The organism is Bacillus sp. MZGC1, from assembly GCF_002998605.1.
Taxonomy (GTDB): domain Bacteria; phylum Bacillota; class Bacilli; order Bacillales; family Bacillaceae; genus Bacillus.
The window spans coordinates 631,978-649,019 of record NZ_PVRE01000002.1; the positions used below are offsets into that span (position 1 = coordinate 631,978).

The 17,042-nt window shown below is 43.7% G+C and carries 14 protein-coding genes; 13 read left to right on the plus strand and 1 reads right to left on the minus strand.

Annotated features, from left to right (window positions below):
- Positions 1 to 11: 11 nt before the first annotated feature.
- Complete coding sequence (locus C6Y06_RS08435) at positions 12 to 1,721, minus strand: Rqc2 family fibronectin-binding protein (RefSeq protein WP_060596217.1); 1,710 nt, start codon at positions 1,719 to 1,721, stop codon at positions 12 to 14.
- 164 nt (positions 1,722 to 1,885) lie between these two features.
- Here C6Y06_RS08435 and C6Y06_RS08440 point away from each other — a divergent pair, with 164 nt between their 5' ends.
- From C6Y06_RS08440 to pknB, 13 genes are all read left to right on the plus strand, one after another.
- On the plus strand, positions 1,886 to 4,561 hold the full coding sequence (locus C6Y06_RS08440; RefSeq protein ID WP_106036782.1) for a calcium-translocating P-type ATPase, SERCA-type: 2,676 nt from the start codon (positions 1,886 to 1,888) through the stop codon (positions 4,559 to 4,561).
- Positions 4,562 to 4,644: 83 nt separating this feature from the next.
- Complete coding sequence (locus C6Y06_RS08445; RefSeq protein WP_106036783.1) at positions 4,645 to 5,520, plus strand: YicC/YloC family endoribonuclease; 876 nt, start codon at positions 4,645 to 4,647, stop codon at positions 5,518 to 5,520.
- Positions 5,521 to 5,596: 76 nt separating this feature from the next.
- Positions 5,597 to 5,866, plus strand: coding sequence for an extracellular matrix/biofilm regulator RemA (remA, locus tag C6Y06_RS08450; protein WP_008344898.1), 270 nt, complete (start codon positions 5,597 to 5,599; stop codon positions 5,864 to 5,866).
- A gap of 9 nt (positions 5,867 to 5,875) precedes the next feature.
- Complete coding sequence (gmk, locus tag C6Y06_RS08455; protein ID WP_003212381.1) at positions 5,876 to 6,490, plus strand: guanylate kinase; 615 nt, start codon at positions 5,876 to 5,878, stop codon at positions 6,488 to 6,490.
- A 3-nt stretch (positions 6,491 to 6,493) separates the two neighbouring features.
- A complete protein-coding gene (rpoZ, locus tag C6Y06_RS08460) occupies positions 6,494 to 6,697 on the plus strand; it encodes a DNA-directed RNA polymerase subunit omega (protein WP_003211647.1) in 204 nt (67 codons plus the stop codon).
- Positions 6,698 to 6,814: 117 nt separating this feature from the next.
- Positions 6,815 to 8,032, plus strand: coding sequence for a bifunctional phosphopantothenoylcysteine decarboxylase/phosphopantothenate--cysteine ligase CoaBC (gene coaBC, locus C6Y06_RS08465; protein ID WP_060596219.1), 1,218 nt, complete (start codon positions 6,815 to 6,817; stop codon positions 8,030 to 8,032).
- Positions 8,029 to 10,437, plus strand: a complete 2,409-nt coding sequence (gene priA / locus C6Y06_RS08470; protein ID WP_060596220.1) for a primosomal protein N' — start codon at positions 8,029 to 8,031, stop codon at positions 10,435 to 10,437. Before coaBC ends, priA begins: the two co-directional genes overlap by 4 nt.
- A 15-nt stretch (positions 10,438 to 10,452) precedes the next feature.
- On the plus strand, positions 10,453 to 10,935 hold the full coding sequence (gene def / locus C6Y06_RS08475) for a peptide deformylase (RefSeq protein WP_034662448.1): 483 nt from the start codon (positions 10,453 to 10,455) through the stop codon (positions 10,933 to 10,935).
- A 5-nt stretch (positions 10,936 to 10,940) separates the two neighbouring features.
- Complete coding sequence (fmt, locus tag C6Y06_RS08480) at positions 10,941 to 11,894, plus strand: methionyl-tRNA formyltransferase (RefSeq protein ID WP_060596221.1); 954 nt, start codon at positions 10,941 to 10,943, stop codon at positions 11,892 to 11,894.
- The gene (rsmB, locus tag C6Y06_RS08485) at positions 11,881 to 13,224 is read left to right on the plus strand and encodes a 16S rRNA (cytosine(967)-C(5))-methyltransferase RsmB (RefSeq protein WP_060596222.1); all 1,344 of its coding nucleotides are present in this window, start codon (positions 11,881 to 11,883) and stop codon (positions 13,222 to 13,224) included. The genes fmt and rsmB overlap by 14 nt, the downstream gene beginning before the upstream one ends.
- A 3-nt stretch (positions 13,225 to 13,227) precedes the next feature.
- Positions 13,228 to 14,310: a dual-specificity RNA methyltransferase RlmN gene (gene rlmN, locus C6Y06_RS08490; protein ID WP_034662441.1), complete on the plus strand. Its 1,083-nt coding sequence runs from the start codon at positions 13,228 to 13,230 to the stop codon at positions 14,308 to 14,310.
- Between the two features lie 3 nt (positions 14,311 to 14,313).
- Positions 14,314 to 15,084, plus strand: coding sequence for a Stp1/IreP family PP2C-type Ser/Thr phosphatase (locus C6Y06_RS08495; RefSeq protein ID WP_034662439.1), 771 nt, complete (start codon positions 14,314 to 14,316; stop codon positions 15,082 to 15,084).
- The gene (pknB, locus tag C6Y06_RS08500; protein ID WP_060596223.1) at positions 15,078 to 17,033 is read left to right on the plus strand and encodes a Stk1 family PASTA domain-containing Ser/Thr kinase; all 1,956 of its coding nucleotides are present in this window, start codon (positions 15,078 to 15,080) and stop codon (positions 17,031 to 17,033) included. Before C6Y06_RS08495 ends, pknB begins: the two co-directional genes overlap by 7 nt.
- The last annotated feature ends 9 nt before the right edge of the window (positions 17,034 to 17,042 follow it).

Genomic DNA, 17,042 nt, shown 5'->3' on the forward strand with positions numbered 1-17,042 from the left:
ATCGGCTTTTATTATTTTCGCAGCTTTAGGACCACATCTTCGTCAGGCGTGACAAATAATGTTTGCTGCTGATCATACGTCACAAATCCCGGCTTTGCTCCATTTGGTTTTTTCACATGCCGGATTTTCGTATAATCGACAGGAACGGAGCTCGACTCCTTTGCTTTCGAGAAGTAGGCAGCGATTTGAGCCGCTTCACGCAGCGTCTCTTCATCAGGTGCTTGATGACGGATGACGACATGTGATCCAGGAATATCCTTCGTGTGCAGCCAAATGTCGTCACGGGCAGCAGCCTTTGTGGTTAAATACTCGTTTTGTTTGTTGTTTTTTCCGACTAAAATCGGAATACCTTGAGACGATTCATACGTTTCAAGCTGAATGGCCGCCTGTTTTTTCTTTTTGGCGTTGCGCTTTTGTTTGGCGCGTAAATATTTTCCTTCAACAAGTTCTTCTCTCATTTCCTCTAAATCCTTCGGTGAGGCAGAGGATAGCTGCTGAATCAACTCTTCAAAATAAGCAATCTCTTCATGCGTCCGCTCAATTTGTTCATTGACCGCTTCTACTGCATTTTTTGCCTTTTGATATTTTGTGAAATACCCTTGCGCATTTTCAGAAGGGGTTTTGTTTGTTTTGAGCGGGATCGTGATCTCTCCGCCATCTTCATCGTAATAATTGATGACAGTCGCTTCTTTATCCCCTTTTTTGATGGCATATAAATTGGCTGTTAACAATTCGCCATAGAGCTGATATTTATGTGCATGTTGAGATTCTTCAAGAGTTCTTTTCAGTTTTTTGAGCTTGTTTTCATTTTTCTTTTTTTCATTTACGACAAACCGTTCAAGGTCAGACGCCTGCTGTTTAACTCTGTCTCTCTCAGCTTTTCCGAAATAAAAGCGGTCAAGCAGCTGGCTGAGAGAGTCGAATGTCTTCATCTCGCCATGGACATGCTGAAGTTCTAATAAATAGAAATATTCTTTCCCGTCTTTTCTTGTGAGCTGCGGGGTAAAGGAGTGCATGCGAATAAGCTGGAACATGTCGAGCAGTGTATTTGGAATCGTTTCCTGATTGACAAGACCGGCCCTGTGTACAGCTTCCTTTGCAAACAGCGGAGAAACCCCAGAGAATGTATCGACAATTTGATTTGCGATCTTTCCTTCTTGAAAGCGTAAATGCTTTAAAATATCATTCTTCGTCACTTCAAACGGATTCAATTTTTGCTGTGCAGGCGGCAGAAGGTATTCGTGACCAGGAAGTACCGTTCGATAGCTGTTCACAGATGGAGAAAGATGCTTTAGGCCATCGATGATCTGCTGCGTGTCATCTTCTACAAGAATCAAATTACTATGCCTTCCCATGATTTCAATGTAGAGCTTTCGAGTCTGTTCGTCGCCAATTTCATTGCGGCTTCGTACATGAAGTACAATCACCCGGTCAAATCCAATCTGTTCAAAACGTTCAATGAATCCGCCCTCAAGATGCTTTCTGAGGAGCATACAAAACATTGGAGGTTCGCTTGGATTGTCATATTGATGCTCTGTGAGCTGAATTCTAGCGTAGCTCGGATGAGCGGATAAAAGGAGCTTATGATTTTTTCCGTTTGCCCGGATATGAAAAATCAGCTCGTGCTTATATGGCTGATGAATTTTTGAAATTCTTCCGCCAGTTAATGTCTCTTGCAATTCATTTGTCATACCATATGTAAAAATGCCGTCAAATGACATGTTGGATACACCCTCTTCTTTCACACAAATCTACTGAAAGAACCTTCCGTTTCTCGTTCTTTAGGCAGTCTTATTATTATAGCATGATTTAGGACGAGTCTGAATAAACTGGCTTATAGAACACTGCATATGAGAGAGAACAAAAGAGGAGTGGACGAGGTCAAATGAATTGGCATGAACTGAACCAAACCGATTTATTAAAAACAATGAATACATCGATAGGTGACGGACTGTCAGAAAAAGATGTACAAAAACGGCTTGAAAAACACGGGCCAAATGAATTGCAGGAAGGGAAAAAGGCGTCGGCTCTGATCATTTTTTTAGCGCAATTTAAAGATTTTATGGTGTTAATTTTGCTTGCGGCAACGATCATTTCTGCTTTTTTAGGCGAATACATTGATGCTGTAGCAATTGTAGCGATTGTTCTGATTAATGGAGTGCTCGGCTTTTATCAAGAACGCCGCGCGGAAAAATCTCTTCAAGCGCTAAAGGAATTATCAACCCCGCATGTGTATGCTAGGAGAAATAATGAATGGGTCAAGATCCCGTCTAAACATCTCGTGCCAGGGGATATTGTGAAATTTTCGAGTGGAGACCGGATTGGGGCAGACATTAGATTACTAGAAACCAAAAGTTTAGAAATTGAAGAGTCCGCTCTCACTGGCGAGTCCATCCCTGCGGTCAAACACGCAAGTCCGCTTTCACGAGACCATGTCTCGCTTGGAGATTTGACGAACATGGCCTTTATGGGGACGCTTGTCACTAGAGGAAGCGGCGTGGGCGTTGTCATTGGTACAGGGATGAATACAGCGATGGGACAAATTGCCGGCATGCTGGATGCAGCAGGGAATATGGAAACACCGCTGCAAAGACGTCTCGAACAGCTGGGGAAAATCCTAATTGTTGCTGCTTTATTTTTAACGGTTCTCGTTGTTGTTCTTGGCGTTGTGCAAGGACATGATTTGTATCATATGTTCCTGGCGGGAGTATCTCTTGCGGTTGCTGCCATTCCTGAAGGGCTGCCGGCGATTGTCACCGTCGCACTTTCCTTAGGAGTGCAGCGGATGATCAAACAAAAATCGATTGTCAGAAAGCTCCCGGCGGTGGAAACACTTGGCTGCGCTTCGATCATTTGCTCAGATAAAACAGGGACAATGACGCAAAATAAAATGACTGTGACACATGTATGGGCAGAGGGCAAAACGTGGAATATTTCTGGTACGGGCTATGAGTCATCTGGTGATTTCACCTTAAACGGAGAACTTGTCCATGTAGACAAACATCCAAGTCTGCAAAAGGTGTTATTATACGGGGCGCTTTGTAATACATCAACCATCGTTGAAAAAGACGGCGAAATGAGGCTTGATGGTGATCCGACAGAGGGGGCGCTTCTCACAGCAGCACGTAAAGCAGGGTTTACTGAGCAATTCATCGAAGCCGGATTTCACGTTGTAGAGGAGTTTCCTTTTGATTCAGAAAGAAAGATGATGTCAGTCGTCGTCGAAACGAATCAAAAAGAGCGGTATGTCATTGCAAAAGGTGCGCCGGATGTCCTGATGAACCGTTCAAGTCATATCATGCACGGCGGCCGCACAGCTTCTTTTTCAACCACTCACAGGCAAGAAACAGAGGCTGCGATTCAAGGCTTAGCAAGACAAGCGCTGAGAACGATTGCCATTGCGTATAAAAAAGTCGGTCTGACAGAAAAAATCAACTCTGTCCAGCAGGCTGAAACCGATTTGACATTTATCGGGTTAGAGGGCATGATCGATCCACCTCGTCCTGAAGTCAGACGAGCGATTAAAGAGTGCAGGGATGCTGGTATAAAAACAGTCATGATTACAGGGGATCACGTGGAAACAGCCAAAGCGATTGCCAAAGACTTGAGCCTTTTACCAAAGCAAGGAAAGGTGCTCGACGGAAAAGCGCTGGATCAGATGAGTGACAAAGAGCTTGAGCAAACGGCTGAAAATGTATACGTCTTTGCACGGGTATCACCTGAACATAAGCTGAGAATTGTGAAGGCCTATCAAAAAAATGGACATATTGTGGCGATGACAGGTGACGGGGTCAATGATGCGCCTGCGATTAAGCAAGCAGATATCGGCATCTCCATGGGCATCACTGGAACAGACGTAGCCAAAGAAGCATCTTCTCTTATTTTACTTGATGACAACTTTGCGACCATTAAATCCGCCATTAAAGAAGGCCGGAATATTTATGAAAACATTCGGAAGTTTGTCCGGTATTTGCTGGCATCCAATGTGGGAGAAATTTTGGTTATGCTGTTCGCGATGCTCCTAGCACTTCCGCTTCCTCTCGTTCCTATTCAAATTTTATGGGTCAACCTTGTCACAGATGGTCTTCCAGCGATGGCACTTGGCATGGATAAGCCAGAAGGCGATGTCATGAAGCGAAAGCCGAGGAACATGAAAGAGGGCATTTTTGCTAGAGGGCTCGGCTGGAAGGTTGTATCTAGAGGATTCCTCATCGGGCTTGCGACCCTTTTAGCATTTATGTTTGTGTATCACCGCGATCCAAACAACCTGCAATATGCACAGACTGTTGCATTTAGTACGCTTGTTTTGGCGCAGCTCATTCATGTATTTGACTGCCGCAGTGAACGGTCCATCTTTGAACGCAATCCATTCGGGAATCTTTACTTGATCGGTGCGGTTTTGTCATCACTTTTACTTATGTTTGTGGTCATTTATTATCCGCCGCTTCAGCCGATTTTCAAAACGGTGGCCATTGCACCAATTGATTGGCTGCTGATCATCGGTATGTCTGCACTGCCAACTTTTTTACTGGCAGGATCACTTTTGACAAGAAAAAAATAATTCGTTATGGTATAATTTTGAGGTAATAGTGTCTGCTATTACCTTTTTCATTTTATTAATATGAAAGAATTGGGTGTTTTGACATGATACGCAGTATGACGGGATTCGGCCAAGCGAGTAAAACGGATGGAGAACTGACAGTGTCAGTTGAGCTAAAATCGGTCAATCACCGTTTTAAAGAGGTTCATGCCCGTTTGCCGAGGCCGCTTTTATATTTCGAAGACACATTAAAAAAAATCATTCTTCGTCACGTGCAGCGCGGTAGAATTGAGCTGTTTGTCACGATTGAAGGCGGTAAACTAGCAAGCCGGTCCTTGCAGATCGACTGGCCGCTGCTTGATGAATACATGAAAGCCGCAAAAGACCTCGAGAAGCGCTATCACATTTCAGGCATTCAGCATGCACATGACTTACTGGGGCTGGAGCATGCCGTTCAAGTAGAAGAGTCGGCCAGCCGAAATGAGCAGTTAGAGCAATTGCTGATGGATGCTTGTGAAACGGCTGTCAAGGAGCTTTGCTTCATGAGAGAGCAGGAGGGGACATCACTTCAAAAAGACTGTGAGCTGAGGCTTTCTGAATTAGAGGCCTATACAGAAGAAATCAAAGTCTTTGCACCAGAGGTTGTGACTCAGTATAAAGACAGGCTCAATCAGCGATTGCAAGAATGGATCGGAGAGGCGCTTGACGAAAGCAGATTGACAACAGAGGCTGCCATCTTTGCTGACCGCTGTGACATTACAGAAGAGATTACGAGATTGAAAAGTCACTTTCAGCAATTCCGGCAAATCTTGATACAAGGCGGTGCTGCCGGCAGAAAACTTGATTTTCTTGTACAGGAGCTCAACCGTGAAGTGAACACCATTGGCTCAAAAGCGAACCATCATCATTTAACAAAGCTGGTGGTTGAAATGAAAAGTGCTATTGAAAAAATAAAAGAACAAGTGCAAAATATAGAATAGTCATTGTGTATGCTGTTTACAGTACGTCTCTTTCGGCGAGACTAGAGACGTTTATATTACAGGGGGACGTTAGAAGATGACCATAAAGTTGATCAATATCGGATTTGGAAACATCATTTCAGCGAATCGGATGATTTCGATCGTCAGTCCAGAATCAGCACCGATTAAACGAATGATACAAGACGCAAGAGATCGAGGCATGCTCATAGATGCTACATACGGAAGAAGAACCCGTGCTGTTGTCATTATGGACAGTGACCATGTCATCTTATCTGCCGTTCAGCCTGAGACTGTCGCGCAAAGACTTTCTGTAAAAGAAGAAATCATAGATGAAGGGCAGGGGTAATACGCCATTATGAAAGAAAGAGGACTTTTAATCGTTCTCTCTGGACCTTCGGGAGTTGGAAAAGGAACGGTCAGACAAGCCATTTTCTCCCAGGAAGATACGAAATTTGAATACTCTATTTCTGTGACGACACGTAAACCGCGTGAAGGTGAAAGAAATGGTGTCGATTATTTCTTTAAATCCAGGGAAGAATTTGAACATATGATTGAAAACAAAAAGCTGTTAGAATGGGCAGAGTATGTCGGGAATTACTACGGCACGCCTGTTGACTATGTAGAACAGACATTAAGCGAAGGAAAAGATGTTTTCCTTGAAATCGAAGTGCAAGGTGCACTTCAAGTAAGAGAAGCATTCCCAGAAGGTCTTTTTATTTTCCTTGCACCGCCTAGTCTTTCGGAACTTCAAAACCGCATCATTACACGTGGTACAGAGTCTGAGGAGCTCATTCGCAATCGAATGGCTGCTGCAAAAGAAGAGATTGAAATGATGGATGCTTACGACTATGTCGTGGAAAACGATGATGTCGAGCTTGCTTGTGAAAGAATCAAAGCGATCGTCCTTGCAGAACACCTGCGCAGAGACAGAGTCGCACCAAGATATAAAAAAATGCTGGGGGTAGAATAAACTATGTTAGATCCTTCAATTGACTCATTGATGAACAAACTTGATTCAAAATATACACTTGTGACAGTGTCTGCACGCCGTGCACGTGAAATGCAGATCCACCAAGATCAGCAAATCGAAAATACAAAGTCTTACAAATTCGTAGGCAAAGCACTGGAAGAAATCGATGCCGGTCTTTTGACATTTGAAAAAGAGGATCAAGAATAACACATCGCTTCTGCTATGCAGATACGATACGTTCAAAAAAGTCAAAACTATGATTGGTTTTGACTTTTTTGAATTGTAGACGAATTTGTGAAAAAGGCCGTTAAGGGGGACAAACAAATGTTACAGTCAAAAAATATTTTGCTCGGCGTCAGCGGAGGAATCGCCGTATATAAAGCAGCTGCTCTTACTAGTAAACTCGTACAGGCGGGCGCAAATGTAAGAGTGATTATGACGGAATCTGCCCGTGAGTTTGTGTCTCCGCTTACCTTCCAAGCTCTGTCTCGACATGAGGTGTATGTGGATACATTTAAAGAAAACAATCCAAAAGTCATTGCGCATATTGACGTAGCTGACTGGGCCGATCTCATTCTTGTTGCCCCTGCAACAGCACATACGATTGGTAAAATGGCGGCAGGGCTTGCAGATGATATGCTCACGACGACCTTACTTGCTTCAACCGCTCCTGTATGGATCGCACCAGCAATGAATGTGCATATGTATGATCACCCGGCTGTAAAGCGGAACATTCGCACATTATATGAGGACGGCTACCGGTTTATTGAGCCGAGTGAAGGTTATTTAGCCTGCGGCTACATTGGAAAAGGGCGGTTAGAGGAGCCTGAAAAAATTGTTGAGCACATCCGTGCATTTTTTGAAGAGCCAAAAAGCTTACCGCTTTCAGGTAAAAAAGTCGTGGTGACAGCAGGTCCTACACGAGAAGTCATCGATCCTGTGCGTTTCTTTACAAATCGATCGTCAGGAAAAATGGGCTATGCGATTGCAGAGGCTGCGCAGCAAATGGGGGCTGATGTCACGCTCATTTCAGGACCTGTTTCTTTAACGGCACCTGACCATGTACATGTGGTGCACGTTGAATCGGCAGAGGACATGTATCAAGCCGTATTAGATGTGTACGAGGAAGCGGACCTTGTCATTAAATCAGCAGCGGTCGCCGACTATACCCCTGTGACATCATATCCTCATAAAATGAAAAAACAGGACGGCGCCTTAGAGATTGAATTCACCCGGACAAAAGATATTTTAAAAGAGCTGGGGAAAAGAAAAGAGCATCAAGTGCTTGTCGGTTTTGCAGCTGAAACGCAGGATGTAGAATATTACGCGAAAAAGAAAATCGAATCCAAGCATTTAGATATGATTGTGGCCAACAACGTCACAAAAGAAGGTGCAGGCTTTGGCACAGACACAAATGTAGCAGCAATCATCAAAGCAGATGGTACAACAAAAGAGCTGCCGATGATGAGCAAAAAAGACCTCGCTTTTGAAATCTTAAAGGAGGCAAAACAGCTGTTGCCAAAAGAGCGTGATCGAGCATGATTGCTGAAGTCATCGTGGATGTCACAACGAAAGCCATTGACCGGCCATTCGATTACCGTGTACCAGATCGATTCAAAGATCTCGTCAAAGCGGGAATGAGGGTGGTCGTTCCCTTTGGCCCAAGGAAGATTCAAGGGTTTGTGACAAAAGTCAAAGACGAAACAGACATAAAGACAGGAAACATCAAGGACATTGTCGATTTATTTGATTTATCACCTGTTCTGACAGATGAGCTATTGGAGCTTTCCCACTGGCTGACGGAAAAAACATTGTCCTATCACATTACGGCACTTCAATCGATGCTGCCTGCAGCCATGAAGGCGAAGTATGAAAAAGAAATTCAGGTGCTGTCAGATGAAGAACTTCCGCAGTCATTGAAAGAGCTTTTCGGTCAGCGAGATAGCATCCTTTACGCTGACATCCCGGCCGAACAACTAAAACAGATTCAAAAGCATGTCCAAAAAGGTCATCTAGAGGTAAGGTATCACGTCTCGCAAAAATCTGGAAAGAAAAAGGTGCGCATGCTCCATCTAGCTGTATCGAAAGATAAGCTTGAAGAAAAACAACAGCAGCTTAAGAAAAATGCGGTGAAACAAAAGGCACTGCTCTCCTTTTTGCTTCAAGCGAGTGAGACGACCTTTTTAGCGAAAGACTTGCAGCAGCAAACAGGCGCGAGTTCTCAAACGCTTAAAACCTTTATTCAAGAAGGGCTGCTAACAGAAAGCTATGAAGAGGTCTATCGTGATCCTTATCGTGACCGGGCGTTTACACCATCTGCTTCACTTGATCTCATGCCAGAACAAGCAGAAGCGGCAAAACATATTCATCAAGCAGTCAGTGATGACCGGCATGAAACCTTTCTGCTGCACGGGGTGACAGGAAGCGGTAAAACGGAAATATACTTGCAGACGATTGATCATGCCCTTCAAAAAGGAAAAGAAGCGATCGTCCTCGTTCCTGAAATCTCGTTAACCCCTCAAATGGTTCAGCGGTTTAAAGAACGGTTCGGCTCAAATGTGGCTGTACTTCACAGCGGCTTATCGACAGGGGAAAAATATGATGAATGGCGGAAAATCCACCGCAAGGAAGTCAAGCTTGTCGTGGGCGCGAGATCTGCTGTTTTCGCTCCATTTGAAAATCTAGGCATGATTATCATAGATGAAGAGCATGAATCTTCTTATAAACAAGAAGAAATGCCTCGTTATCATGCCAAGGATGTCGCCATTGAACGAGCCAGAAGGCATCGATGCCCAGTCGTTTTAGGCAGTGCAACCCCTTCACTTGAAACCTACGCGCGTGCGAAAAAAGGCGTGTTTACATTGCTGACGCTTAAACATCGCGTCAACCAGCAGCAGCTGCCGCACGTTTCGTTAATTGATATGAGAGAAGAATTGAGAAATGGCAACAGGTCCATGTTTTCAGAAGAATTAATGCTCAGATTAAAGGAAGTGCTTGAAAGAAAAGAACAAGCCGTCTTATTTCTGAATAAAAGGGGCTATTCATCCTTTGTGATGTGCCGTGATTGCGGATATGTGGAGCAATGTCCTCATTGCGAAATTTCTCTCACCTATCACCGCTATCAAAAACGGCTGAAATGCCATTATTGTGGGCACGAAGCACCGGTGCCTGCTGAATGTCCAGAATGCCATAGTGAGCATATTCGCTATTTTGGGACGGGTACGCAGCGTGTAGAAGAAGAGCTTACAAAAGTACTGCCTGAGGCAAGAGTGATCCGAATGGATGTAGATACAACGTCTCGTAAAGGTGCTCACGAAAAGCTCCTCACGTCTTTTGGCAATAAAGAAGCGGACATTTTGCTCGGGACGCAAATGATAGCAAAAGGGCTAGATTTCCCAGATGTCACACTTGTTGGTGTTCTCAGTGCGGATACGTCTCTTCATATTCCTGATTTTCGTTCAAGTGAAAAAACATTTCAGCTTCTCACGCAGGTCAGCGGCAGGGCAGGACGTCATGAAAAAGCGGGTTCTGTGATCATTCAATCGTATACGCCTTCTCACTATAGTATTGAATTAACGAAGCAGCATGACTATGAAGCCTTTTATGAACAGGAGATGCTGCATCGCCGCCACCAGTCCTATCCGCCGTATTACTATTTGGCAATGGTGACGGTATCACACGAGGAAGTGACGAAGGCAGCGCATGTCACTGATCAAATTGTCCAGTTCCTAAAAATGAACTGTGCACCGAATACAAGAATCCTTGGTCCGGCTGCATCACCAATCGCTAAGATCAAAGATAGATATCGATATCAATGCGTGATAAAATACAAAAGGGAAAATGAACTGGCAAGTTTACTACGGAAAATACAAGATCATTATCAAAAGGAAATGGAACAAAAACAATTGATGATTTCAATAGATATGAATCCATATATGATGATGTAAAACGGAGGGCTTTAAGTGGCAGTAAAACCAATAGTCATACATCCGGCAGAAGTACTTGAACAAAAGGCAGAGCCTGTTGATACGTTCGATAAAAAGCTCAAAAAACTGCTTGATGATATGTATGATACAATGCTTGAGCTAGATGGAGTCGGACTAGCAGCACCACAAATCGGCATTTCACAAAGAATGGCTGTTGTCGATATCGGAGAGGAACCTGGCAGAATTGATTTAGTGAATCCCGAGGTTCTTGAAGTGAAAGGAAGTCAAACAGATATTGAAGGCTGCCTGAGCTTTCCATCTTTATATGGCACAGTAGAAAGACCGAGCTATGTGAAGGTAAAAGCCTTTGATAAGAAAGGCAAACCATTTACAATAGAAGCAGAAGGATTTTTAGCAAGAGCCTTATTGCACGAAATTGATCATTTAGACGGTATATTATTCACGTCTAAAATCATTCAAACCTATACAGAAAAAGAACTTGCGGAAATGGAAGGGTGAAGAAAATGGCACGTATTGTATTTATGGGAACCCCTGATTTCTCAGTACCTGTGCTGCAAACACTCATAACAGAAGGATACGAAGTTGTCGGGGTCGTCACGCAGCCAGATCGCCCAAAAGGCAGAAAACGAGTACTCACACCGCCTCCTGTGAAAGTAGAAGCCTTAAAGCACGGCATTCCTGTACTGCAGCCTGAAAAGGTGCGTCTTGATGAAGAAATTGATAAAGTGCTTTCATTAAAGCCCGATTTAATTGTAACGGCGGCATTTGGACAAATTCTACCAAAACGATTACTGGATGAACCTCAGTTTGGCTGTATCAATGTTCATGCCTCACTGCTGCCAGAACTAAGAGGCGGCGCGCCGATCCATTATGCGATCCTTCAAGGTAAAAAGAAAACAGGCGTCACCATCATGTACATGGTGGAACGACTCGATGCAGGGGACATGATCAGTAAAGTAGAAGTAGAAATCGACGAATTAGACAATGTCGGTACATTACATGACAAATTAAGTGTAGCAGGCGCCGCATTGCTGAAAGATACTGTGCCAAATGTTCTGAGCGGATCTATTTCTCCAATTCCGCAAAATGAAGAAGCGGCAACGTACGCACCTAATATAAAGCGAGAGCAAGAAAGGTTAGACTGGACAAAGACCGGAGAAGAGCTTTACAACCAAGTTCGCGGCTTAAATCCATGGCCAGTTGCCTATACTGAATGGAACGGGGCTCATCTAAAAGTATGGGAAGCGAAAAAAGTTCCACTTCAAGTGCAAGAAGAACCTGGGAAAGTGATTGAGCTTCAAAAAGAAGGTCCGGTCATTGGAACTGGGAATAAGCAAGGCCTTTTATTAACAGGTGTGCAGCCAGCTGGTAAGAAAAAAATGAGCGGCGAAGACTTCTTAAGAGGCGCAAATATCGAAATTGGACAGAAATTAGGGTTAATGAATGAAGAAAAGTAATGTGAGAGAAGTAGCGCTGGACGCTTTAATCAAACTCGAACAAAACCAAGCTTACAGTAATTTGCTTTTGCAGTCAGTCATGAAAGACAAAGACTTGGCAGATCAGGACAAACCGCTCTTAACAGAGCTTGTGTACGGTACACTGCAAAATAAGCTGGCATTAGATTATATGCTGGCACCATTTGTGAAAAAACCGCAAAAGGTGGCTCCATGGGTCATGCAGCTTTTGCGGATGTCTCTTTATCAAATGGTCTACCTTGAAAAGATTCCAGACCGTGCAGCCATCCATGAAGCAGTTGAGCTAACGAAAAAGAGAGGGCACAAGGGCATTTCTTCACTTGTGAACGGCGTTCTTCGTTCCGTGCAAAGAGAAGGTGTTCCGGCTTTTGATGACATCAAAGATCCGGTCAAGCGGCTTTCAATTGAGACAAGCCACCCATTATGGCTCGTGCAGGAATGGGTTCAGTCGTACGGATTTGAAGCGGCAGAAAGCATGTGCCGCATTCATTTAGTACCGCCAAAGCAAACACTCCGTGTCAATCGAATGAAAACCGGCCGCGCGGCACTGCAGCAAGAACTGCTGGATGCCGGAATCGAAACGGAGCTCGGCGACTTATCTGAAGATGCACTCAAGCTGATGAAAGGGTCCATCGTTTCAACCCCTTCTTTTCAAGAAGGCTATGTGACCATTCAAGATGAAAGCTCAATGCTTGTCGCAAGAGCACTAGACCCTCAGCCGGGAGAAACAGTGCTTGACGCCTGTGCGGCTCCAGGCGGAAAATCAACACATATCGCAGAGCGTATGAACGACGAAGGACAAATTGTTTCACTTGATTTACATGAACACAAAGTGAAACTCATCAAACAAGCAGCAAAACGCCTGAACCTTACTCAGATTGAGGCAAAAGCGCTTGATGCGAGGAAAGCGAAAGACTATTACAGCGAAGCTTCATTTGACCGTATTCTGATTGATGCGCCGTGTTCTGGTTTTGGCGTCATCAGACGAAAACCAGATATGAAATATACTAAGTCTCCAGAAGACTCAGCAAGGCTTGCTGCTATTCAGCAGGCAATCTTAAAAGAAGCAGCTCCGCTTTTAAAGCCTGGCGGATCCCTTGTATATAGTACATGTACAATGGACCCAACAGAAAATCAACAAGTGATTCATGCGTTTTTACAAGAACACCAAGACTTCGAACCCGATCTATCTCTTAATGAACGGCTGCCTGAGCAGGTTGCTCCGTTTGTTCAAAACGGAAGTGTACAAATTCTTCCTCATTATTTCGGAACAGATGGTTTCTTTATTTGCAGCATGAGAAAGAAGGGATAAAAAATGACAGAACAAAAAGTAAGAAAAGAACTGAAAACAGATATGCCGTCGATTTATTCATTTGAGCTTCACGAAATGAAAGAATGGTTAAAAGAACAAGACGAAAAGCCTTTCCGCGCAGCTCAAATTTTTGAGTGGCTTTATGAGAAACGTGTGACATCCTTTGATGAAATGTCTAACCTCTCCAAAGATTTAAGAGAAAAATTAAAAGATCAATTTACAATCACAACTTTAAAAACCGTGATCAAACAAACGTCTCAGGACGGAACGATCAAGTTTTTATTTGAACTGCATGATGGCTATACAATTGAAACAGTGCTTATGCGTCACGAATATGGAAACTCTGTCTGTGTCACGACTCAGGTTGGCTGTAGAATTGGCTGTACATTCTGTGCATCTACACTTGGCGGTTTAAAACGAAACCTTGAAGCGGGAGAAATCGTTGCACAAGTATTAAAAGTGCAGCAGGCACTTGACGAAACAGATGAGAGAGTCAGCTCTGTTGTCATCATGGGAATTGGCGAACCGTTTGATAACTTTGAAGAAATGCTTGCCTTCCTTAAAATCATCAACCATGACAACGGCTTAAATATTGGTGCACGTCATATTACAGTTTCGACAAGCGGAATCATTCCAAAGATTTATCAATTCGCTGATGAGCAAATGCAAATCAACTTTGCTGTATCTCTGCACGCACCGAACACAGAGATCAGAAGCCGCCTGATGCCGATCAATAAGGCATATAAGCTGCCAAAATTAATGGAAGCCATTGAATACTACATTCAAAAGACGGGTAGACGTGTCAGCTTTGAATACGGCCTGTTTGGCGGAGTAAATGATCAAGTTCACCATGCGGAAGAACTTGCAGACCTTTTAAAAGGAATCAAGTGCCACGTAAACCTCATTCCGGTGAACTATGTACCAGAGAGAGATTATGTGAGAACACCTAGAGAACAAATCTTCCTATTTGAAAAAACGCTGAAAGAACGCGGCGTAAACGTAACGATTAGACGAGAGCAAGGCCATGACATTGATGCTGCTTGCGGTCAGCTAAGAGCGAAGGAGCGTCAGGAAGAGACGAGGTGACGAATGTTGATAAGGGCAGCCTTTCTAACCGATACAGGAAAAGTCCGTCAGCATAATGAAGATGATGCAGGTATTTTTGAAGCAAAAGAAGACTCACTTCTCGCTGTTGTAGCAGACGGCATGGGAGGTCATCTTGCTGGTGATGTCGCCAGCAAGATGGCAGTCTCTTCTTTGAAAGAATACTGGGAAAAAACATCTTCAATTCCAGAAAAGCCAGCCGATCAAGAAAGCTGGTTAATCTCAAAAATCAGTGACATTAATGACCAAGTATATGAACATGCGAAAAACAATGAGGAGTGCCAAGGAATGGGGACGACCATTGTGTGTGCGCTCGTTCATTTGCAAACGGTCACAATTGCGCATATTGGAGACAGCCGCTGCTACCTGCTAAGAGAAGGAGCGCTGACCCAATTAACGGATGATCATTCACTTGTGAATGAACTTGTGAAAACAGGTGAAATTTCAAAAGCGGATGCAGAATATCATCCAAGAAAAAATGTGCTCACGAAAGCATTAGGAACAGATAAACGTGTTCAAATTGATGCACGCACCTTTGAAGTGGACCCAGGAGATCAAATCCTGCTTTGCTCAGATGGTCTATCGAATAAAGTAGAAGAAGAGAATTTGATTCATATTTTAACGCAAACGAACGCACCAGAGGAAAAAGTAACAGAGTTAATTCAAACAGCGAATGACAACGGCGGTGAAGATAACATTACAGCAGTACTGTTAGAAATCTCCTCCCAGCCAGAGGAGGGTGACAGCAAGTGTTGATCGGAAAAAGGATCAGCGGCCGTTATCAGATTCTTCGCGTCATAGGCGGAGGCGGAATGGCAAACGTCTATTTGGCGGAGGATATGATTTTAGATCGCGAAGTAGCGATTAAAATTTTGCGGTTTGACTTTGCGAGCGATGATGATTTTATTAGACGATTCCGACGGGAAGCGCAATCAGCTGCAAGCTTAGATCATTCGAATATTGTCAGCATCTACGATGTAGGGGAAGAAGATGATATTTATTATATTGTGATGGAATATGTCGAGGGGATGACGCTGAAAGAATACATACACGCCAATGGCCCGCTTCATCCGAAAGAAGCCGTTCGCATCATGGAGCAAGTCGTTGCGGCGATGGAAGAAGCCCATGCGAAACAGCTCGTCCACCGTGACATTAAGCCTCACAATATATTAATAGACAATATGGGGAATATCAAAGTCACTGATTTTGGGATTGCCATGGCACTCAGCTCAGCGACCATTACCCATACAAATTCTGTCCTAGGCTCCGTGCACTATTTGTCTCCAGAACAAGCACGCGGAGGTCTTGCAACGAAAAAGTCAGACATCTATTCGCTTGGGATTGTGCTTTATGAACTCATCTCAGGACGCATGCCATTTGAAGGGGAATCGGCTGTCAGTGTCGCACTGAAGCATTTGCAATCAGAGCCTCCATCTGTGAGGAGATGGAATCCTTCTGTTCCACAAAGCGTGGAAAACATCATTTTAAAGGCGATGGCCAAAGATCCATTTTATCGATATGAAGATGCATCTGAAATGCAAAAAGACTTAAAAACCGCTTTCGATCCAGCCAGATTAAAAGAAAAACGCTTTGTCATTGAAGAAGACCATGAAGCAACGAAAGCGATCCCAATCATTCAAGATCATCTAATCGATCAAGACAATGAAAAAACAGCTGTCCACCCGGCTCAAAAACCGAAGAAAAAAGAGAAACAAAAGCCGAAAAAGAAACGAAAAAAATGGCCATGGATTGTGGCATCCATCTTATTTATTTTGACCGCTGCGACGATTTTAGCCATCACTGTGTTTCCAGGGCTGCTTTTTCCAAAAGATGTTGAGGTCACGGATGTATCTGGCATGACGGTTGAAAAAGCAGAAGATACCTTGAAGAAAGCTGGGTTCACCGTCGCTTCGGAACCAATTGAGATCGCTGATGAGAAAATTGAAAAAGGGCTTGTCGTCAAAACAGATCCGAAAATCGGCACAAAGGTAAAAGAAGGGACAGAAATTCAGCTTTACGAAAGTACTGGCAAGGAAAAGACCGAATTACCTGATGTTACAGGCGAAAAGGTCGATAAAGCAAAAGAATTATTAGAGAAAAAAGGGTTTAAACAGGTCGTTGTGGAGGAAGTGAATGATAATGACACCGAATCTGGGATTGTCATGGAACAGAATCCTTCAGCGAATACAGAGCTTGTAGCAGCAGATGAAGAAGTCACGTTGACTGTCAGCATAGGTCCTGCCGATATTACATTACGTGATTTAACGACGTATAGTAAGCAGGCGGCATCGAATTATTTAGAGGATAACGGATTAAAGCTTGATGAAAAAGAAGCGCATTCTGACGATGTGCCAAAAGGCGAGGTCATGAAGCAGGAACCAGGAGCAGGAACTGCTGTTAAACCAGGTGATACGGTTAAGATTACATTCTCTCTTGGACCGAAGGAAAAACCAGCCAAAACGGTGACTGAAAAGATTGCGATCCCTTATGAACCAGAAACGGAAGGGCAGGAGATGAATGTCCAAATTTCCATTGATGATGCGGAGCATAGCATCTCTGATTCATATGAAAGCTTTAAAATCACTGCGCCGACTGAGCGGACCATTAAGTTTAAGATTGAACCAGGTCAAAAAGGATATTATCAAGTGACGGTTGATGATAAAGTCGTAAGCTCTAAAACGATCGAATACCCTGATGATGAATAAAGGAGGGAC